A 19,981-nucleotide genomic window follows, 5' to 3' on the forward strand; every position below is an offset into this window, starting at 1 on the left:
AGCGTGGTTGAGACATCAGACATCTCAATCAAATGCACGGGGGCCTCGCTTGTTGCGCTTGGTGGGCGAGCACACCACCCTGGCGAAGACCCCTGCCGGGTTCGGATCAGCGAATCCACCGCCCACGCCTGCACCAGCGCCGTCGTCCACCTGCTCGCCCAGCGCACGCCGGGACTGCTGAAGGCCCTGCGCGAGGCCGACCCCGACTCCGTCCCGCTAACCTCGCGCTTTCATGCGGCGGGCTGTCCGGCAGGCGGTCACACAAACAGAAAGGGCCTCTGATCAGCAAGAATGAGGATTGTCTAGGTCCTTGTTCCCGCTGAATCCAGAGGCACTTTCCAAGTGAAGAAGCCTACCGGTTCCTGTCCTCATGCCCGCGTCCAGGGGGACGTCGCGCTCGGCGGTGACTGCCTCGCGGACATCGCGACACTGCGGGCCGAGCCGGCCGTGTTCGGGCCGGTCGCCTCCGACCCCACAGTCTCCCGGCTGATCGACACCCTCGCCGCCTCCGGCGAGAAGGCCCTGCAGGCGATCCGGGCCGCACGTTCCGAAGTCCCTGGCCGGGTCTGGTCGCTGGCGGGCGAGCACGCCCCAAACGCTGATGGGCAGGTCACGATCGGCCTCGACGGCGTCCTCGTGATCGCGCACTCCGACAAGGAGGACGCGGCCGCGACCTGGAAGAAGACCTATGGGCATCATCCTCTGACGGCCTTCGTCGACCACGGCCCGGGCGGAACCGGAGAGCCGGTCGCCGCTCTTCTCAGGCCGGGGAACTCGGGCTCGAACACGGCCGCCGATCACATCACCACCGCCCAACTCGCCTTGGCCCAACTGCCGAAGAAGTACCGGCGAGGGCGCCAGACGCTGATCCGCACGGGACTCCGCCGGCGGCACCCACGACTTCGTGTCCTGGCTCGCGAAGCGAGGCCGATGGCTGTCCTACCCGGTCGGCATAACGGTCACCGAGACCATTCACCAGCATGTGCTGAAGATCCCGGCCCCGGCCTGGACCCCGGCCGTCGAGGCCGACGGCAAGGTCCGTGACGGGCCTGGGTCGCCGAGCTCACCGGCAGCCTGCTGGACGGCTGGCCGGAGGGGATGCGGCTGATCGTCCGCAGGGAACGACCGCATCCCGGGGCCCAGTTGAGGATCACCGATGCGGACGGCATGCGGATCACGTGCTCCGCGACGAACACCCCGGACCGTCCGAGCGCCGAGCTCGAGCTCCGTCACCGGCTGCGGGCCCGCGCGGAGGACCGGATCCGGGCCGCCCGGTCCACCGGCCTGCGCAACCTGCCCCTGCACGACACCGCGCAGAACAGGGTCTGGCTGGAGATCGTCCAACTCGCGCTTGACCTGCTGGCCTGGCTGCCCATGCTCGCCCTGACCGGCCAGGCCCGTCTCTGGGAGCCCCGCCGTCTGCGGTTCCGCCTGTTCTCCGCGGCCGCCCAGCTCGTCACCACCGGCCGGCGCCGCATCCTCCGCCTTGCCCGCCACTGGCCCTGGACCGGTGAGATCACAGGCGCCCTCGAACGGCTCATTCTCCTGCCGAACCCCGGCTGACCAACACCATTTCCGTCCCTTCGAGCAGCACCAGCCCAGTCCGGAGCAGTGGAACCCGGCGCCCACCCGACGCGACACTCGGGCCTCCGACATCTCCGCCATCAGCCACAGAAAGCGAAACGGTCCACCGACTCCGTCGGCGGACCGTCATGCAAGATCGAGGTTAGACCGGCAATTCATATTATGAAGGGGCGGAAATTACCGTGAGGTACTCCTGGGTACGGAAACCAACCGACTGGTACACGGGCTCGCCCATTTCGGACGCATAGAGGTACGCCGTGCCGGCGCCTGCGGCGAAGCCTGCACGCACCATCTCCAGCGTGATGACCCGTCCGTAACCACGCCGCCTGTAGCTTGGGAGCGTAGTGATGTTGAAAATGCCTGTCAGATCACCAGATATGGCGGTCATCCCCGTTCCCACGGGAACCCCATCCAACTCCGCCAGGTAGAACGCCAACCCGTCCGTCTCCCCCAGAGACGGTTCGGCAAGCACCTCGAACATCTCGTACGGCGCTTCGAAGCCTGCTGCCACAGTTCTGGCATACCGATCCAGCTCATTGACCGGCACAACCCGAACACGAAGGCCATCGACGGTCTGCTCCTCCGGCAGCCCTTCGTCGGGGCGCCGGACCATCAGTGGCTCCCGCTCGAAATGAGTCAGGCCGTGCCGCGCTGCCGCCTCAGCGATTTGCGGCCCGGGGACACCCCGGACCTGGATACTCCAAGGAACCTCCCATGGGCTTTCCGCGGCCGCCAACGCCGCGATCTCCTCGGCGCTCGGCTCCGGACTGGGACTGACGATCAGATTGAGCGCGGCGGTCGGCGCCCCGGAGATCGCGAGCACGGAGCCCTGCGTACCTCTTCGGGTGCGGCCCGTAGTGGCTGCGGCCAGGTCCGCGAATGCGTCGGCGTAGGCGGACACCATCGCCGTCAACCGGTCATCTTTCGAGTTCATCGAGCAATCCTAAGGGGACACCCCGTAGCCTCTCGGTTTCATAGGTGCGCCCTGCCCAGAGGTTGACCACAAACAGTTTGACCAGAAACACGAAAGTGCCCTTGACCTGCGACGACAGGGCTACTGAGGGCCCTGTTGACTGCAAGGAGAAGGGCATTTTCCAGGTGAAGCACCTTATCTGGCCGTCTCCGTGTCCGCGTCCAGGACGACGGCCGTCAGGTCGTCTCCCAGGTCGCGTCGGTCCTGCTGGTCGAAACGAACTGGTGTTGCCGGCCCAGTGCCTGAGCGGCTCGGTCGTCAGCGAGCCTCGCTGAGCCGGGGCGCACGCAGGAGGTCGAGCTGGTCGGCGCCGCTGGTTCCCGGGGCTGCCGTGTAGGTGACGATGCGCAGATCGACGCCTGGCACAGTCAAGTCCAGAGTGACGTCACCCAGCTCGGGATGGCTGATCGTCTTGAGATCGCCGGTGAGTTGTCCCATGCCCGCCACCGACCACAGCTCACCGAAGAAGGGTGAGGCCGCCCGCAAGCCGTCCACGAGCGCCACCAGTTCCGGGTCGGCCGGGTAGCGGGAGACCGCTTCACGCAGGTCTGCGACGATCGCGGTCTCGAAAGCGTACGTTCCGGCTGTCGAGGTGACCGAATACAGTTGCCAGCGGTCCTCGCCCGTGCCGAAGAGGGCGCGGGCGAGGTTGCGTTCGGCGGGCGGCAGGCTGGGTGGATCGCCGTGCAAAGCCATCCACATGTCGTTGCACCACAGCAGGCTCCAATTAGCGGCGAACACGCCGATCGGGAGTTCGCCGATGTGGTCGACGAGGCGGCGGATGCTCGGTGGCACGTGGGTGCCGACGGTCTGGTCGCGGGGCGCGAGCAGGCCCGCAGCGCGGAAGAGCTGGTCGCGCTTGGCAGTCGTCTCGTTCGGGTAGTCGTCGCACCTCGGCCACCATGCACGCCGCACCCGGCGCAGCTCAAGCGGGTAACGGCCGGCCGTGGAAAGACCACCTGGTTCGCACTGAAGTTCGCTCCGGCGTCGTCCGTCCGTCTGCCGCCCAACCGCCGCGCAACACGAGTGACGAGGGTCGGATGACGTCGCCGGCCTTCGTTGCGGCGGCTTCAACACGTGTCGGTCAGCGAGCCATGAGGTCACGTAGCGCGATCAGCGTCTCGCGAGGGCTTTCCTCGGTGACGAAGTGTCCATTTGGAACTTCGACCCCGAAGGCATCAGGCGCGAAGGTGCGACGCCAGCAATCCAGCGGTGTCTCTGGTCCCTTGCCGAGAAACTCCGCTCCCCAGATGATCACGGTGGGACAGGTGATGGTCCGGCCGGCCTTCAGGTCCTGGTCGTCGGCCTCCCGGTCGGTGGTGGCGCCGGCCCGGTAGTCCTCACAGAACGCGTGGATGTTCCGGGGCCGGCGCCAGGTCTGCCGGTACTGTTCGAAGGCCACGGGAGAGAAGCAGCCGAGCGTTCCGTCGCCGGTGTGTGCCCGGACGAGCGTTTCGATGGCGTCCACGGTGAGTGCGTTCTCGGCCTGGGGTGTCGGCAGCGCCATCTCGGTCCAGTGCGGCAGGGCACCGGGCGTTGCCTCGATCAGGTCCCACACCGCGTGCACGGGCAGGTTGTCGAGTATCGCGAGCCGTTCGACGTGCTCGGGCATGCTGAGGGCCATTTGGTACGCCACCTGGGCGCCGCGGTCGTGTCCGGCGACACTGAATCGTTCATGCCCCAGCTGGGCCATGAACTCGACCACCTCGGCGGCCATCGTCCGCTTGGCGTAGGTGTGGCGCCCACCGTCGCCGGCCGGGGCGGCTGATCTGCCATAGCCCTTCAGATCAAGGGCGATGACGCGGTGCTCCTTCGCCAGATCCTCCGCGAGGGGATGCCAGCAAAGATGCGATTGCGGAAACCCGTGCAGGAGGACCAGGGCGGGGGCTTCTACCGGTCCGCCCACACGGGCGTACAGGTCGCCACCGCTGGTCGGCAGGGAAACGCTGGAGAATCCCGGGAACAGCTCAATGGGCATGTCACTCTCCTTGGACAAGTCACTCTCCTCTTTCCGTGCACAGTCAGGAACCGGCTCAGTACTGGCCGCGTGTCACCTTCGAGCGGCTCCGCGGAGCATCCCCGCCGGCCCTTTGCTCGGGGCCGGCGGGGATGCGTCAGGCCGGTTCCACGGTGTCCAGTTCGACGTCGAGGTGCTGAGACCCCTGCCCGGGGTATCCGAGGGCGAAAGCGAGGGCACGGAAGGTCTCGGGAGACTCGACGCGGATCTGGTGGGGCGTACCGGGCTTGGTGTAGATCAGATCCCCGACCTTGATGGTGCGCGCCTCGTCCGCGACCTGCATGACGGCCTCGCCCTGGACGACGAACCAGAACTCGTGCGTGGGGTGATGATGGGCGGCCATCGTGGTCCCACCGGCGACCTCGAAGACGGAGACGAGAGCGAGATACGTACCGGAGGTGGCCTCCTGCATCGACTCCTTGGGGATGAGGTATTTACTGCTGGCGGTCCCGAGGTGTTCGGGCACGGCTTCCATGTCGACGGACCAGATGTTCACGTGTGTTCCTTCCCAGTCAGAGTCGAACGCCGTAGCGTTCCTGCAGTTCCTCGGTCCAGTCCGGTACGCCGCTCACGCCGTACCGCTGCTGGATCTCCGCACGAGCGGCGTCGTCGGGGCCGAGAGCGGACAGGGCGAGGAAGTAGTCCTCGAAGGTCGCTGGAGCGCTGATCTCCAGGATCCGGGCCGGTGTCGTGCCGGCGTTCCACACGGTGTGCGGCACGTGTCGCGGCTTGGTGATCGTCTCCCCCGCCACCGCGGTCCATTCCCGGTCACCGATGCGAACGCCCAGCTCGCCGTCGAGAACGATGTTGACCTGGTCGTGGTCGGAATGGACGTGCGGCCAGAACAAGATGCCGGGGGCGATGGTCTGCTCGACGATGCTGAGCCGGCCGCCCGTGTCGGCGCCGAGTACACGGAAGGTCGTAGGGATGCCGCCGAGGGAGACCTGTTGATCCTTGTGCGGGGTGTTCATGAGCGGTCCTTGTACATAGGGATGTCGACCAAGGGCTCAGGGATGACGCCGCCGTTGGCGTCAGCCTGTTCATAGAGGTAGTCGTGAGTGTGTTGCATGGTCTGCAGTGCGGCGTCGACGTCGATGTGTACGAGCTTCCCGCCGCGCTTGACGACCTTTCCGGCGACGAGAACGGTGTCGACGTTCCCGGAGTTGGTGTGTCCGATCACCGCGCCGATCGGGTCCTTGCGGTACCAGCCCGCCTGGCTGATTCCGCGCATGTCGACGAGGACGATGTCGGCCTGCTTGCCGGGGGTGAGAGAGCCCACGCGATCGTCGAGGCCGGCGGCCCGGGCCCCGTTCACGGTCAGCCAGGTCATGGCGTCCCGGGCCGTCCAGGTCATGGTCTGCGGAGCGATCCACTGCTGGTAGTTGGGCTCGTCGGTCTTCCAACGGGTGACCTGCAGGGTGAGCCGGGCCATGCCGATCAGGTCGCCGCCGGTGCCGATGACGCAGTCGTTGCCGATGCTGGGCCCGTGGGTGAACCGGGTGGCCTCGGCGATCGACGGGAATCCCATACCCATCTGCATCTCGGTCTCGGGGCAGACCGACACCGAGGCCCCGGCGTCGCGCAGCAGCTGCCACTCGTACTGGCTCATGAAGCTGCAGTGCACGAAAAGCATGTCCGGGCCGAGGATTCCGGCCTGCCCGTAGTGGGCGACGTCTGCGTACATCTGACGGACGCAGTGCTGGTTGGCGTGGACGACGATCCGTGCGCCGAGCCCACGGGAGTCGACGACCTCTCGTGCGATCTCGTCCATGGGCGCGATCGGCAGCTCCTGAGGACAGATGCCGAAGGTGAGGAGCTGGTCGGCACTGCTGAAGTACTGGTCACGGATCTGCCCGGCGAGGGCGAGGCGTTCCTTGTAGTCGCACAGTTCTCCGGCGGGCATCCCGTCGGGCGGCGACTGGTCCCAGCTGTTGGAGGTGACCGGTGTGAGCGCGTGGCCGTAGAGAGCGCGGATCCCGGAGTCGCGCAGACCGGTGACGGCGGCGTGGGCGTGGTCGGAGGTGACGATGTTGTGGCAGTAGTCGACGACCGTGGTGACGCCGCTGTTGAGCGCGTCGAGAGCGCCGAGGTAGTTGCCGGCGTACATGTCCTGCGGGCGGTAGAGCTCGGCGAACTGCAGTCGGACACCGCGAATGTAGTCGGGTACGACCCAGTCGACGCCGACTCCGCGCAGCGGGGTCTGCCAGAGGTGGCGGTGGGTGTCGACCATGCCGGGCATGGCGATCATGCCGCGGGCGTCGATGACCTCGGCGTCGATGCCCGTGTCCGCGAGGCCGGGACCGACAGCCACGATCTTTCCGTCCTGTACGAGGATGTCGCTGTCGCGCAGCTCCCCGGCAGTGGGATCCATCGTGATCACGTCAGCACCCTGGATCAGCGTTTTCATCCGAGGACTCCTTTGTCTCTCCGAGCGGTGTGGCGGTTGAGGCGTCAGTTGCCGATGTCCAGGAAACCGGTGCGGCGACGCTTGAGTTGAGCGGAGAAGACGATCGCGAGAACGACCGCTCCGCCGTTGAACACGTCGGTGACCCAGGGATCGACCCCGAGCAGTGACAGCCCGCTGATGGCGGTACCGAGGAAGAACAGTCCGAGGATGGTGCCCGGTACGTTGTAGGTGCCCGGGTGCCAATTCGTGGCGCCCAGGAAGACCGCGGCGAGCGCCGGCAAGATGAACGGCAGGCCGCCGATGGTGGGATCGCCGTTGCCCTGCGCTCCGACCTGCAGCACGCCGGCGACTGCGGCAAGGAGCCCGGATCCGACGAAGCTGAGGAGTACGAGCCTGTTGACCCGGAGTCCGGTGAGCCGTGCGGCCGCGGCGTTCGACCCGACCGCGGTGAGGTGCCGGCCGAAGGGTGTCTGGGTGAGCACGAACCAGGTGACCACTGCCAGCGCCAGCATGATGACGAGCAGCACGGGCAGGCCGGCGATCAGCCGCGTACTGATGGTGGCGAGGGCCGGGGAGAGCCCGGTGCTGATCGGGACACCCTGGGTGTAGGCGGTGACGGCGCCCCCGATGACGGTACCGACCCCCAGTGTGGCGATGATCGAGTTGACGCCGAGGTAGGCGACGATCGCCCCGTTGAGGGCGCCGATCACTCCCCCGACCAGGAGTGTGCCGAGGACCGCGAGGGGCAGGGACAGCTCGGCCCGGCTCATCAGCGTGGCGCAGACGATCGAGCACAGTCCGAGGTTCGCGCCGACCGAGACGTCGAACCGTCCGCCGACCAGCGGCAGCATCAGCGCCAACGCAGCCACGGCGAGCACGGACTGGGAGATCGCGATGCTGCGGAAGTTCGCCGCGGTCATGAAGGTCTCCGGCCGAACCGCGGCGAAGACGAAGATCAGCGCGACGAAGAGGATCAGCAGGCCGAACCGTTCCAGCAGCACCCCCGGTGCAGGGGTTGTACGGCGGCCGGTTGCGGGGATAGCAGGTGTTTCGGTCTGTGGTGTGGTCGACGAGGTGGTCACGGGGTCATCTCCTTGGTGAAGACCAGCTCGGTGAGACGGTGGCGCTGCAAGTCGCTGCCGCGCACCTCGGCGGTGATCCGGCCGTCACGCAGGACGAGCACCCGGTCGCAGGCGTGGGCGAGCTCGTCGAAGTCGGAGCTGACGACCAGGGCGGCCATGCCGTCGCCGACCGAGGCACGGATGGCGGCGTAGACGTCGGCGCGGGCCCCGACATCGACGCCCTGGGTGGGTTCGTCGAGCAGCAGCAGGCGCGGGTTGCGTCGAAGCCACCGGGCGAGCACCACCTTCTGCTGGTTGCCGCCGGACAGCGACGCCATCGGGGCATCCTGACCGGAGGTGCGGATCGCGAAGTCGGTGATCGCGCGGTCGGCGTCGCGGCGCTCGTGGCGGCGGTCGAGCCGGCCCCGGACCCAGTACTTGGTGATCTCGGCTGCCGAGAGGTTCTCCCGTACGGACAGGTCGAGAAAGGCGGCTTCGTGTTCGCGTTCCTCGGGCACATGGGCGATGCCCAGCTTCATCGCCTCACCGGGGTTGCGGGGGCGGACCGTGTCCCCGCCGAGCCGGATGGTTCCGGACTCCACGGGGTGGTCACCGAAGATCATGCGCAGCAGTTCGGTCCGGCCGGTGCCCAGCAGGCCGGCGATGCCGACGATCTCCCCGGCCCGGACGGTCAGGTCGATCCCGCGGAGCGGCCCGCCTGTGAGGTCCTCGACTTCCAGGACGACGTCGCCCACCACGGCGGCGTCGGTGGCGTCTTCAGCGAAGACGCGTTCGACCGGGCGTCCGACGATGTGCTCGATCATCTGTTTCTCGGTCATCCCGTCGGTCGTGCGTGTGAGCACGTGGCCGCCGTCGCGCAGGACGGTCATGGCGTCGGTGAGGTCCAGGACCTCGTCGATGCGGTGGCTGACGTAGAGGATGGTCTGGCCCGCGCGGGCGTAACGTCGCAGGGCGTCGAGCAGGACGCCGACCTCGTGCTCGGGCAGGGACGCGGTCGGTTCATCGAGTACCAGGACCGACGGTCCGTCGCCGTGCCCGTCGTCCTGGAGGGCGCGGGCGATCGCGACCATGGTCTGATCCGCGGGACGCAGGTCGCCGAGCCGGTCGTCGGGACGGGCGTCGATCTCGAAGCGGTCGAGTAGCGCTTGAGTGCGTCGGCGCAGGCGCGACCAGCGGATCCTTCCCGCGCTCACCGGGAAGCGGTCACCGATGGCGATGTTCTCCGCCAGGGTCAGACCGGGGAAGGTGCTGGTGCTCTGATGGACGAAGCGCAATCCGCAGCGCCGGGCGAGCTCGGGTGTCGTGGTGTGGGCGGGCATGGTCCGCGCGCCGATGTGTACCTCGCCGCCGGGGTCTGCTGTGTGGACTCCTGCGAGGATTTTGATCAAGGTGGATTTGCCGGAGCCGTTGCCGCCGAGGAGGCCGTGGATGTGACCGGCACGGACCTCGAAGCTCACGTCGTCGAGGGCCAGGGTGGCTCCGAAGCTCTTGGTCAGGTGGCGGATGGCGAGCGCTGTGTCGTTCACGTCGTGCCCCCGCTCCAGACGCGCTCACGCGTGGTCTTGAAGTCGACCGGCGCGTCTATGGCGGCGCCCTTGGCGGGCAGGCCGTGCCCGGCGTCGACGTAGATGAACCCGCCGCCCTGGTTGGGGAGTCCGGCCGGGTCTGCTCCGGAGAGGATCCGGTTGAGGGTGTCCGCGGTGGCCCAGATGTCGTACTCGTAGGGGATCAGGCTGGTGGCGGTGACGACGCCCTCGCGGATGAGTTCCGTGCCGGAGACCTGGCCGTCGCCGCAGCACACGACGAGGTTGCTGCGGCCGGACTGCCGGATCGCCGAGGCGAAACCGCCGGTCATGAACGAGTCGGAGTCGTAGGCGACCGCGGCGGCATCAGGGTGTGCGGTCAGTGCCGACTTGACGATCTGGGTGGCCGGGTTGGGGAATCCTGTGATGTTCCAGGTGACCGGGACGAGACGGCAGTCGGGGCAGGCGCCGGCCATCTCCTTTTCGAAGGCCTTCCAGCCGACCGCGTGGATGACCTGGTCGACGTTCTTGACCACGAGCACCTTTGGGTTCTGGATGCCGCGTTCGGCGAGTTTGGCGGCGAGGAAGCGGGCGTTGTAGCGGCCCCGTTCGGTGTAGTAGTCCCGGGTCTCGGTGGAGCCCATCGTGTTCAGCGTGGCGGTGAACAGCGGTTCGCCGCTGCCGAAACTCGGGTCGTCACAGTCGAGCGCGGCGTAGTTGACCACCGGGACTTTTGCCGACCTCGCGGCGAGCAGGCCGCTCTTGATCTGCGGACAGTCGAACGCGGCCGTGACGATGCCGTCCGCGCGGGCGGCGATGGCCTGCCCGATGGCGGTGTTGGCAGCCGCCGCCTGGTACTTGCTGTCCACGACCTTCACGCGCCAGCCGAGTTTCCTGGCCGCCTCGGTGAAGGAGGCCGACATGGTGTGGCAGGCTTCGAAGTTCTCTCCGCAGGAGATGAACCAGACGGTCTTGCCGCGTACCGCGGCAGGGCCGTCGGTGGGCGGCTTCTGGAAGACACCGGCGAAGCCGCCGTCGAGGACCTTTTTCTGCTCCGGGGTCAGGGCGGCCTCGCCGGCCGCTTCGGTTGGCCCGGTCGTGGTGCTGCATGCGGCGAGCAGGACGGCGCAGGCAAGGGCGAGCGGGCCGGCGAGCCACGGTGGCATCCGCCGTGGTCGCGTACGCGAGGGGATCGAGGTCATGCGGGTCTCCTACGGATCGTCGTTGAGTCCGCGGGCTGTCCAAGCCGCAGGTGTGGAGCGCGGTGTGCGCACCGAGGTGGCAGGTGAGAGGGGCACGTGCTCAAGGGAAAGGTCCCGTCGTGGTGCCGGGAGCAGCGGGGTGCGTAACGGGATGACGGGAGAACTGACGGACGCGGTCATCAGGACTGATGCGTTCCTGCCATGATCGCGGCGAGGTCATCGGGAGCGAGGAAGGACGGCGGTGGGGGTGGTCCCCAGTTGAACAGTCCTCGCGCGCCCTCAAGCGTCTCCGGCGACCAGATCTGGTCGTCGAGGATGCAGTCCATGTCGGAGTAGTACTCGGAGAAGTTGCCGGCCGGGTCCTTCAGGTACCAGAAGAAGTTGGATCCGGCGTGGTGGCGGCCCAGACCCCAGACGTGCCGCTCGGGGTGGCCCTCCAGCATGGCCGCAGCGCCACGGCCCACCTCGTCGATGTCGTCGACCTGCCACGAGCTGTGATGCAGGAAGGTGACAGGTGCGTTCAGGACCAGGATGTTGTGGTGATCGGTCGAGCAGCGCAGGAACGCCCCGTGGCCCTTGATGCGGTCGCTGACCTTGAAGCCGATCCGGTCGGTGAAGAACCGGATGGTGGTCTCGTAGTCGGTCGACCCGAGCACCACATGGCCGAGCTTGCGCGGCCGCACGACGCTCTCCCGCAGCACCCCGGGAGCGCGGCGGGAACGTCGTTCGATCCGGCCGGGCCCGTTGTGGGGGCTCACCGGGGACGGTGCTTGCAGGATCGATTCTGCGATTTGGACCACGACGCGGGTACCGGTCACGGGCTCGACGGTGGTCACGCCCGTCGCGCTCTGTTCGACGGGCGCCCCGGCCGCGCGAAGGCGGTGGGTGGCCGCCGCGATGTCGTCAGGGTGCTCGGCGCCGATCCCGATCTCGACCAGCCGCCTGACCGGGGCGTGTATCACGCGCAGCTGCCGTCCGCCGTCCGTGGTGGAGAGCCAGCCGTCCGGGTGGGACCGGAGCCCGAAGGCCGTGTAGTAGGCGATCGTCTCGTCGACGTTCGGCACTCCTACGGTGATCGAGGTCAGTCGATGAAGGGGCATCGCTACCGTCCTTCCGTGGTACGGCTGCGGGTGGTTTCGTGCGGGTCAGGGCGTGGGGGCGACCATGCGATGGCGCATCTCGCCGACGCCGCGGACATAGCTCACGAGCTCGTCGCCGGCCTGCAGCCAGCGGGGAGGGGTGCGGCCGAGACCCACCCCGGAGGGTGTACCTGTGAAGATGACGTCGCCGGGCAATAGTGGCGTGACCGCGGACAGCCGTGCAATCAGTTCCGGGACCGGGAAAACCATGTCCCGGGTGTGCCCCTTCTGCAGTTGCTCGCCGTTGATCAGGCAGCCCAGCTCCAAGTCGTCCCGGTCGGGCAGCTCGTCGGGGGTCACCAGGACCGGACCGATCGGACCGAACCCGGGGTGCGACTTTCCGAGGCTGAACTGAGGGGCCGGCCCCGACTTCTGCAGGACGCGCTCGGAGATGTCCTGTCCGACCGACACACCGGCCACATGGGACCAGGCGTCCTCGGCAGCCACGCGATGGCCGCGCCGGCCGATCACGACGACCAGCTCGACCTCCCAGTCCACATCGCCCGGCGGTACGGCGATGTCTCCGAAAGGCCCGGTCAGTGAGGTGACGAACTTGGTGAACACCGGTGGGCTCTCCGGGACGGCGAAGTCCGACTCCGCGGCATGGTCCGCGTAATTGAGGCCGATGGCGAACACCTGCCGCGGCTGCGGCACAGGGTTGCCGTAGGTCTCCTCGGCCACCTCGTACGCGTCCTCGGGGCGAGTGCTCCCCGCGAAGGCCAGAACCTCGTCCCAGCAGGCGTAGGCCTGCTGGGGGTCGGCAGGCACGGTACCGCCGCTCGCGGTATGGAGATCGATGACCCTCCCAGGGGAAACCACCTGGTGGAGCCGGCCGGAGATGACTGCGAATCGCACGCGAGATCCTCCTCGTGAGGGCGACGCCGTGCGGGAGGCCCGCACTGACTTCGCTGTCGGTGCGACATGTCTACGCCGAGGCAAGTCGAAAGGTCAATACACTTTCGAAAGTTGCCGCGTGATTCGTATTCCCGTGTAAGGTGCGAACCGTGGCCAGACAAGAAGGGTCCAAAACACGGACCGACGAAGTGCACCGCAAGCTACGCAGCGACATCCTCGGCGGCCGTCTCGTGCCGGGTGCACGGCTGAAGTTCCCTGAGCTGTGCGAGAGGTACGGCGTGAGCGTAGGGGCGGCTCGCGAGGCGTTGACCCGCCTGGCGGCCGATGGCTTGGTCAAGACCCAGGCACATCAGGGCTACATGGTGACTCCGCTGTCCCACGAAGACCTCGCGGATCTCACCCAGGCCCGAGTCGAGATCGAGTCGCTGGTGCTGCGCATGTCGGTGACAGAGGGCGACATGCAGTGGGAATCACGCGCTGTAGCGACTCATCACGTACTCGAACGTACGCCCTTCGTCAGCGACGCCGACCCCGACCACCCCACCGACGACTGGGCCGCCGCGCACGCCGCGTTCCACCTGGCCCTGCTCGGCGGCTGTACCAACCGTCGCCTGCTCGACGTGGCACAGACACTGCGCGAGGAGGCCGAGCTGTACCGGCAGTGGTCGGTCTCCTTCGGCCAGGAACCGGACCGCGACCTGGCGGGCGAGCATCGCGCCTTGCTGGAGGCCGCCGTAGGACGGCAGCCCGACCTGGCCGCCCAGTTGCTTCGCGAGCACCTCGCCCACACCGCCCGACTGCTGATCAGCGTGGCCACCGACGAGCCCGTTGCGGCCGCCGGGGAACACGCGAACTGACCGAACCCCCGCAAAGCCCCCTGTCACCCGAGCCCCACGCGGCCCCCACTCACCCGGGAGTCGCGCAGGGGGCACGCCCTGATCCCCTCCCCTACCGGCGAAGGACGAACGCGCATGGACGTCGGCCTCCTGATCCTGCGACTGCTCATCGGCGCGCTGCTGGCCGGACACGCCTTCCAGAAACTCACCGGCTCCTTCGGTGGAGCGGGCCTGGCGCGCACCGGCGCCCTGTTCGAATCCTGGGGACATCGGCCAGGAGCGGTGATGGCCGCGGTGGCCGGTGTCTCCGAGGCCGGCGGCGCGGCCCTGCTCATCCTCGGCCTGGCGACGCCGCTCGCAGCGGCCGCCGTGGTGGGCACCATGACGGTGGCCGCCCTGGCTCTCTCCGACAAGGGCCTGTGGGCCACCCAGGGCGGAATGGAGGTCCCGCTGCTGTACGGCATCGCCGCAGCGGTCCTCGGCTTCACGGGCCCAGGTGCCCACTCCCTGGACGCCGCCCTCGGGTTCACCCGCTTCTCGGGCGGGAGCTGGGGCGCGCTGTCACTGGCGGTGGGCCTCGCCGCCGGCCTCGCCGTGTCGGGGCGAGCCCATCGGCTGCGCCACGCGCACTCCCCTTCCCAGAACTGAGGACTTGCGATCATGGATAAACGTTTCCCCAACGCTGCCGCGGCTGTGGCCGACATCGAGGCGGGCTCTCGTATGGCAGTCGGCGGCTTCGGGCTCGTCGGAATCCCGGCAACCTTGATCAAGGCCCTTGTGGACCGGCCCGAGGCTCGCGACCTGGAGATCGTCAGCAACAACTGCGGCGTCGACGACTGGGGGCTCGGACTTCTCCTCGCCGCCGGCCGCATCCGCCGGATCATCGCCTCGTACGTCGGAGAGAACAAGGAGTTCGCCCGCCAGTACCTCGCAGGCGAACTCGAGGTAGAACTGACCCCGCAGGGCACCCTCGCCGAACGGCTGCGCGCCGGCGGCGCCGGAATCGCCGCCTTCTACACCCGCACCGGCGTCGGCACCCAGGTCGCCGACGGCGGCCTGCCGTGGCGGTACGACGGCGCCGGGAACGTCTCGGTGGCCTCGCCCGCCAAACCCTGCGCCGTCTTCGACGAGCAAGAGTTCGTACTCGAGCGCGCCCTCACGGCCGATGTCGCGCTGATCAGGGCCTGGCGCGGCGACCGGCACGGCAACCTCGTCTTCCGCCGCAGCGCCCGCAACTTCAACCCGCTCTGCGCCCGGGCGGCCGCGCTGACCATCGCCGAGGTGGAGGAGTTCATCGATTCCGCCGAGCTCGACCCCGACGCCATTCACCTGCCCGGAATCTACGTCGACCGCATCGTCGTACTCGACCCCCAGGCCGCAGCAGACAAGCGCATCGAGAAGCGCACCGTGATCGAGGAGAACCCCTAGACATGGCTTGGAACAGAGACGAAATGGCGGCCCGAGCCGCCGCCGAGCTGCCGCACGGCAGCTATGTGAACCTCGGGATCGGGCTGCCCACACTGGTACCGAACCACATTCCGCCCTCGGTCGAGGTCGTGCTGCAGTCGGAGAACGGAATTCTCGGCCTCGGCCCGTATCCGGACCGTACGCGAGTGGACCCCGACCTGGTCAACGCCGGCAAGGAGACCGTCACCCTGCAAAGCGGGGCCAGCACCTTCGACAGCGCGGACAGCTTCGCCATGATCAGGGGCGGACGGCTCGACGTGGCCGTGCTCGGCGGCATGCAGGTCTCCGCCACCGGCGACCTCGCCAACTGGACCGTGCCCGGCGCGATGATCAAGGGTATGGGCGGGGCGATGGACCTCGTGCACGGCGCCCGCCGCATCATCGTCCTCATGGAGCACCTCACCAAGCACGGCACCCCCAAACTGCTCCAAGCGTGCACCCTGCCCCTCACCGGCCGCGGCGTCGTCCACCAGGTCATCACCGACCTGGGCGTCCTGGACATCACTCCTGACGGCTTCCTCCTCATCGAAACCGCACCCGGCGTCCAGGCCGACGACGTTCAGGCGGCCACCGGCGCACCACTTCGCGTACGCCACGAGATCCTGAAGGAGAACCCGTGACCAGGATCGCGGTGCTCGGCACCGGCGCCAACGGCGGTTCCATCGGCGCCGACCTGACGCGTGCCGGACTCGACGTCACCTTCATCGAGCAATGGCCCGAGCACGTCGCCGCGATGCGCGAGGACGGCATCCGGGTCGAGATGCCCGACGCCGACGAGGTAACCGCCGTCCGCGCGTTCAACCTGTGCGACGTAGCCACCTTGCGTGAGCGATTCGACGTGGTTCTCATACTCGTCAAGGCCTACGACACCCGGTGGGCGTGCGAGCTGATCAAGCCGCTCGTCGCCGACGACGGAATGGTCGTCGGCGTCCAGAACGGCATGACGCTGGAGACGATCGCCGACGTCATGGGCGCCGACCGCGCTCTCGGCGCGGTCATCGAGGTCGCGTCGAACATGTTCGCGCCGGGCCTGATCCACCGCGACACTCCGCGTTCGCAGTCGTGGTTCGCCGTCGGCGGACTGACCGCCGAGGCGCAGCGCAAGGCAGTGACCGCTGCCGGTCTGCTGCGGCACTCCGGTACCGTCGAGATCTCCGACGACATCCTGTCCTCGAAGTGGATGAAGCTCGTCGCCAACTGCACGGAGCTGGTCACCTCCGCCGTGCTCGACATGACGGTGCACGAGGCCGCGGAGGTCCCCGGCATGCTGGACGTCATGATCGAGGCGGGTAACGAGGCCGTCCGCACCGGACTCGCCCTCGGCCGCAGGATCCGACCGGTCCTCGGACTCACCGAGGCGGACGTCGCCGACCCGGAGAAGGTCGCACGCGCGCTCTTCGACGTCGTCCACGACCGGTACGTCATCCCAGGGCAGCAGACCACTGTCCTCCAGGACTGGATCAAAGGCCGGCGCAGCGAGGTGCACCAGATCAACGGACATGTCGTCGCGGAGCAGACCAGACTCGGCGGGCGTGCGCCGGTCAACGAACGCGTCGTGGAGGCCGCGCGCAGGATCGAGGAACACCAGATCGTTGCGGGTCCTGAGGTCGCCGAACTCCTGCTGCCCACCGCTCAATGACAGCTGGGAGCAGCTCACACACCGCAGCCTCCCAGCGGCAGTAGCTGCGATCGTCGTCGGCCTCACGCGCGCACACTCGGCCTTCGGTGATGTCATGGGTGTGACGCACTCGGTGCAACCTCATGGGGGGAAGCGGGCAGGCTGCGGGTCGGCGTCGCCGTCGACCTGCCCGGCGGTGGGCCGACTCGGGATCCTGGTCCATGCGCTCTGCGGACCTGCCGGCCCATCACTCGATGGATGGCTCGATGATCAGCCGTGTGTCCGCCGTTATCATCCCGTTCGGGTCGACCAACACCAGCGCCGCACCGCATCCATGGCGGGGGCCGGTCCGGGTTGCTCTTCCGTGGAGCACGATCGAGTGGGCAGTTCTCGAAGCGGGCCCAAGCACGCGAGTCCGGCCGCCGTGTCATCGAGCCAAGCCTGGACGTGGGCCGTGTCGACGGTGGGCGGTGGGCGGTGGGCGGTGGGCGGTGGGCAAGGCTTCGCCGCGTGCCGCGGATCGGCGTCGACACACGGTCGCATCGTGCGTTAAGAACGGCCTTCACGGTGGTTCCCCTCGGCTTGGCTCGTCCCAATCCACCGACCGGCGCGGTCGGCTCCTCGACCTGACTTCAGAGGGCGAGCGGACACCGTACTCCGCCGAGAGGGCTGCGCTGCACGAGACTGCTGGGAGCCAACGTGGACCCTGGAACTCGTTCCGGTCGTGACCGACGTCAACGAATTCAACCCGCGTCTTCTCGCCGGTCCAGCGCCGCACCCGTCGTGCCGAAGCCGATCGCGCTATGCACCGCGATGTCCGCGGCCTTCGCCCGGGGTGGTCACGCGGACACTTCAGCATCAGAGCCGACGGACGACGATGACTTGAGTGTGCAGGCCGTGCCCACCCGGGAGCAGGGTCGGCAATGGTCACGTCGAAGGACGCCGCGCACGAGGCGATTGGCCTCCAGAGGCAGAGGTGGGAAGCGCAGGACGCGTGGGGAAGCAGCAGTGGAGGATGGCCGCGCCGACGTCGGCGCGGCCGATGACAGCGCTCATAGAAGCCGTCCATGTCCCGTGCCGTCAACAGCCGTGAGCTCCGAAGATGCGTTCCCGGTTGCACCGGGTATCGGTGCGCGAAGGCCCGCAGGATATGCGTCACAGGGCACATCGGCATCTCGGTGATGGGCTCGGAGGACATGTGAGAAGGCCGAGAAGGCAATGTCTCTCACTTCACTCTGAAAGACATTGCCATCCCAATGCCTGCTTACAGTCAGGCGTAACAGCGGGCGCGCACACAGGGGCCACCGCAATTCCGATACCCGACCGTATAGGCAGGTCGGCCCTGCACAGAGGAGCAGTCATGGATCTCGATCTCGAGCGAAAGCGCGTCCTCGTCACCGGGGCGAGCAAAGGCATCGGCCTCGCGATCGTCAAGGCGTTCCTTGCCGAAGGCGCCGAAGTCGTGGCCGTGTCCCGGAAGACCACACCCGAACTCGAGGCTACCGCCGCCACGTTCGTATCCGCCGACCTCTACGAACCCAACGCCGCGCAACGGATGGTCGAGTACGTGCTCGATCTGGACCCGCGCCTCGACATCCTCGTCAACAACGTCGGCGGCGGGAGCCCGTCCCCGGACGTGCTTGCCGATCCCGTCGGTGGCGCGGCCGACGTCTGGGCGAGTGTTTTCGCCCTCAACCTAGGCGCCGCCGTGGAGACCACCCGCTCCGCGCTCCCTGCACTACTCCGATCCCGGGGCGCAGTAGTGAACATCAGCTCGCAAAACGCCCGCGACCCGCGAAGGGTACCGGTGTCCTATTCCGCGGCCAAGGCCGCGCTCAACGCCTTCTCCCGCGGCCTGGCCGAGATCGTGGCGGAATCGGGGGTTCGGGTCAACGTCGTCACCCCGGCCGGCACGCGAACCTCCGCGTGGACGAGCGAGGACGGCGTCGGTGCCGAACTGGCCGCGCACATGGGGCTGGAGCAGGACCAGCTGTTGGCGATGCTGCCTCAGCAAGCCGAGATGGTGACCGGTGCACTGATCGACCCGGCCGAGATCGCTCGCGCGGTGCTGCTGCTGGCGTCTCCGACAATGCCGAGTGCGGTCGGCTCCAACTGGGTGGTAGACGGTGGCGCGCTGAAGACTCCTTGATCCCCCGCCCAAAGGCGGGGGATTCCAGCGGTCGCCCGCTGTGGTTCCTGCTTCACCGACGACCGCCTCGTCCGGGAGGACTCCCCTACCGCGCCATCGTCGGTCTCGTTCTCCCAACCAACCGTGCTGGTCGCAGCCGTAGACGAGCGGCCGCGACCCGCACGGTCGACAACTTCCAGGTCCGCCCTCAGCGCTGACCAGCGCAGTCAGAGTCCGTCGTGCGCGCTTTCGGCGCACCGGTTCAGATGGCTACCGTGGGGGGAAGGTGGATCACCTGGTTCAGCCCGCCATCGACCATGATGGATGCGCCGTTGACGTAGCTGGCCTCAGAGCTCGCCAGAAAGGCCACAACGGCGGCGAACTCCTCAGGTGTTCCCATGCGGCGCATGGGAATGTGCGACGAGTAAGCATCCACGGCACCGGGTACGTCGCCCATGAATCCGGTCATGCCGGTCGGGTAGATCACGCCCGGGTGCACGGTGTTGGCACGGATGCCCTGCGCGCCGTATTCGATCGCGATGCTGGCGGTCAGGCTCTCAGCGGCACTTTTGGCGGCACTGTAAGCGGGCTGGCCGTAATTCTTGTGCAGTGCGTTCGATGAACCGATGTTCACGATGTTGCCCTGGGTCCGCTTGAGGTGCGGAATCGCAGCCCTGGCCGTGTAGAGGATCGAGCTCGCGTTGACGGCGAGGATGTCCTGCCAGGTCTGGGTGTCCAGTTCGGCGAGCAGGCCGATATCGCTGACGCCCGCGCAGTTCACGAGGACATCCAGACGCTGGAACTCTTCGGCCGTTCCGTCGACCAGTTCGACGACCGCGGCCTCGTCTCGTACATCCACCACCCGCGAGACGATGGTGCTGCCCTCGGGCGCCTGCGCAACCGTCCGGGCCAGCTTCTCCGCGTCCCGTCCGACGACTACTACCGCCGCACCTTCCTCGGCAAGTCGCAAGGCGATGGCGGCCCCCATACCGGAGCTGCCCCCGATCACCAGGGCGACGCGGTCCGTGAACCGATTGAATCCCATGTTTCATTTCCTTTTTCAAATGAATGCAATCAAGGCCCGGCCACTGACGGGGTGAAGGGCAGAGGGAGTCGGCCACGAGCACGAGGTTCCCGTTCGCCGTCCGAC

General features: G+C 67.8%; 18 protein-coding genes and 2 pseudogenes. 8 read left to right on the plus strand and 12 right to left on the minus strand.

The genetic code is table 11. From position 1 onward, the window contains the following. Positions 1 to 61: 61 nt before the first annotated feature. Positions 62 to 219: pseudogene (locus tag M2163_RS01590) on the plus strand (IS5/IS1182 family transposase); the annotation flags it as partial. Between the two features lie 123 nt (positions 220 to 342). Then, positions 343 to 1,563, plus strand: a pseudogene (locus M2163_RS01595) (IS1380 family transposase). Positions 1,564 to 1,744: 181 nt separating this feature from the next. On the opposite strand, the gene M2163_RS01600 reads toward M2163_RS01595, so the two are convergent. The 11 genes from M2163_RS01600 to M2163_RS01650 form a co-directional block, all read right to left on the minus strand. Beyond that, complete coding sequence (locus M2163_RS01600; RefSeq protein WP_280892922.1) at positions 1,745 to 2,518, minus strand: GNAT family N-acetyltransferase; 774 nt, start codon at positions 2,516 to 2,518, stop codon at positions 1,745 to 1,747. A 297-nt stretch (positions 2,519 to 2,815) separates the two neighbouring features. Then, entirely contained in the window at positions 2,816 to 3,472 is a 657-nt protein-coding gene (locus tag M2163_RS01605) for a transcriptional regulator (protein ID WP_280892923.1), read from the minus strand. Positions 3,473 to 3,641: 169 nt separating this feature from the next. Then, complete coding sequence (locus tag M2163_RS01610) at positions 3,642 to 4,535, minus strand: alpha/beta hydrolase (protein ID WP_280892924.1); 894 nt, start codon at positions 4,533 to 4,535, stop codon at positions 3,642 to 3,644. 136 nt (positions 4,536 to 4,671) lie between these two features. After that, a complete protein-coding gene (locus M2163_RS01615; RefSeq protein ID WP_280892925.1) occupies positions 4,672 to 5,070 on the minus strand; it encodes a cupin domain-containing protein in 399 nt (132 codons plus the stop codon). Positions 5,071 to 5,086: 16 nt separating this feature from the next. Continuing rightward, positions 5,087 to 5,545, minus strand: a complete 459-nt coding sequence (locus tag M2163_RS01620; RefSeq protein ID WP_280892926.1) for a cupin domain-containing protein — start codon at positions 5,543 to 5,545, stop codon at positions 5,087 to 5,089. Beyond that, a complete protein-coding gene (locus M2163_RS01625; RefSeq protein ID WP_280854875.1) occupies positions 5,542 to 6,981 on the minus strand; it encodes an amidohydrolase family protein in 1,440 nt (479 codons plus the stop codon). The genes M2163_RS01620 and M2163_RS01625 overlap by 4 nt, the downstream gene beginning before the upstream one ends. A 44-nt stretch (positions 6,982 to 7,025) precedes the next feature. Further along, the gene (locus M2163_RS01630; RefSeq protein WP_280854874.1) at positions 7,026 to 8,063 is read right to left on the minus strand and encodes an ABC transporter permease; all 1,038 of its coding nucleotides are present in this window, start codon (positions 8,061 to 8,063) and stop codon (positions 7,026 to 7,028) included. Next, positions 8,060 to 9,589, minus strand: a complete 1,530-nt coding sequence (locus tag M2163_RS01635; RefSeq protein ID WP_280892927.1) for a sugar ABC transporter ATP-binding protein — start codon at positions 9,587 to 9,589, stop codon at positions 8,060 to 8,062. The genes M2163_RS01630 and M2163_RS01635 overlap by 4 nt, the downstream gene beginning before the upstream one ends. Beyond that, positions 9,586 to 10,788, minus strand: coding sequence for a substrate-binding domain-containing protein (locus M2163_RS01640; RefSeq protein ID WP_280892928.1), 1,203 nt, complete (start codon positions 10,786 to 10,788; stop codon positions 9,586 to 9,588). Before M2163_RS01640 ends, M2163_RS01635 begins: the two co-directional genes overlap by 4 nt. A 179-nt stretch (positions 10,789 to 10,967) precedes the next feature. Continuing rightward, positions 10,968 to 11,888, minus strand: a complete 921-nt coding sequence (locus tag M2163_RS01645) for a VOC family protein (protein ID WP_280892929.1) — start codon at positions 11,886 to 11,888, stop codon at positions 10,968 to 10,970. A gap of 45 nt (positions 11,889 to 11,933) precedes the next feature. Continuing rightward, positions 11,934 to 12,782 carry a fumarylacetoacetate hydrolase family protein gene (locus M2163_RS01650; RefSeq protein WP_280892930.1) on the minus strand — a complete coding sequence of 283 codons (849 nt, stop codon included), beginning with the start codon at positions 12,780 to 12,782 and terminating at the stop codon, positions 11,934 to 11,936. Positions 12,783 to 12,931: 149 nt separating this feature from the next. Between M2163_RS01650 and M2163_RS01655 the strand changes: the two genes are divergently transcribed. From M2163_RS01655 to M2163_RS01680, 6 genes are all read left to right on the plus strand, one after another. After that, the gene (locus M2163_RS01655) at positions 12,932 to 13,639 is read left to right on the plus strand and encodes a GntR family transcriptional regulator (protein WP_280892931.1); all 708 of its coding nucleotides are present in this window, start codon (positions 12,932 to 12,934) and stop codon (positions 13,637 to 13,639) included. 114 nt (positions 13,640 to 13,753) lie between these two features. Next, positions 13,754 to 14,266, plus strand: coding sequence for a DoxX family protein (locus M2163_RS01660; RefSeq protein WP_280854868.1), 513 nt, complete (start codon positions 13,754 to 13,756; stop codon positions 14,264 to 14,266). A gap of 12 nt (positions 14,267 to 14,278) precedes the next feature. Beyond that, positions 14,279 to 15,046: a CoA transferase subunit A gene (locus tag M2163_RS01665; protein WP_280892932.1), complete on the plus strand. Its 768-nt coding sequence runs from the start codon at positions 14,279 to 14,281 to the stop codon at positions 15,044 to 15,046. A 2-nt stretch (positions 15,047 to 15,048) separates the two neighbouring features. After that, positions 15,049 to 15,705: a CoA transferase subunit B gene (locus tag M2163_RS01670; protein ID WP_280892933.1), complete on the plus strand. Its 657-nt coding sequence runs from the start codon at positions 15,049 to 15,051 to the stop codon at positions 15,703 to 15,705. Further along, complete coding sequence (locus tag M2163_RS01675; protein ID WP_280892934.1) at positions 15,702 to 16,724, plus strand: 2-dehydropantoate 2-reductase; 1,023 nt, start codon at positions 15,702 to 15,704, stop codon at positions 16,722 to 16,724. Before M2163_RS01670 ends, M2163_RS01675 begins: the two co-directional genes overlap by 4 nt. Positions 16,725 to 18,063: 1,339 nt before the next feature. Further along, entirely contained in the window at positions 18,064 to 18,852 is a 789-nt protein-coding gene (locus tag M2163_RS01680; RefSeq protein WP_280892935.1) for an SDR family NAD(P)-dependent oxidoreductase, read from the plus strand. Between the two features lie 241 nt (positions 18,853 to 19,093). Here the strand turns inward: M2163_RS01680 and M2163_RS01685 are convergent, their stop codons facing one another. Next, complete coding sequence (locus tag M2163_RS01685) at positions 19,094 to 19,876, minus strand: SDR family NAD(P)-dependent oxidoreductase (protein ID WP_280892936.1); 783 nt, start codon at positions 19,874 to 19,876, stop codon at positions 19,094 to 19,096. Positions 19,877 to 19,981: the final 105 nt, after the last annotated feature.

The organism is Streptomyces sp. SAI-135, from assembly GCF_029893805.1.
In the GTDB taxonomy this organism is placed as follows: domain Bacteria; phylum Actinomycetota; class Actinomycetes; order Streptomycetales; family Streptomycetaceae; genus Streptomyces.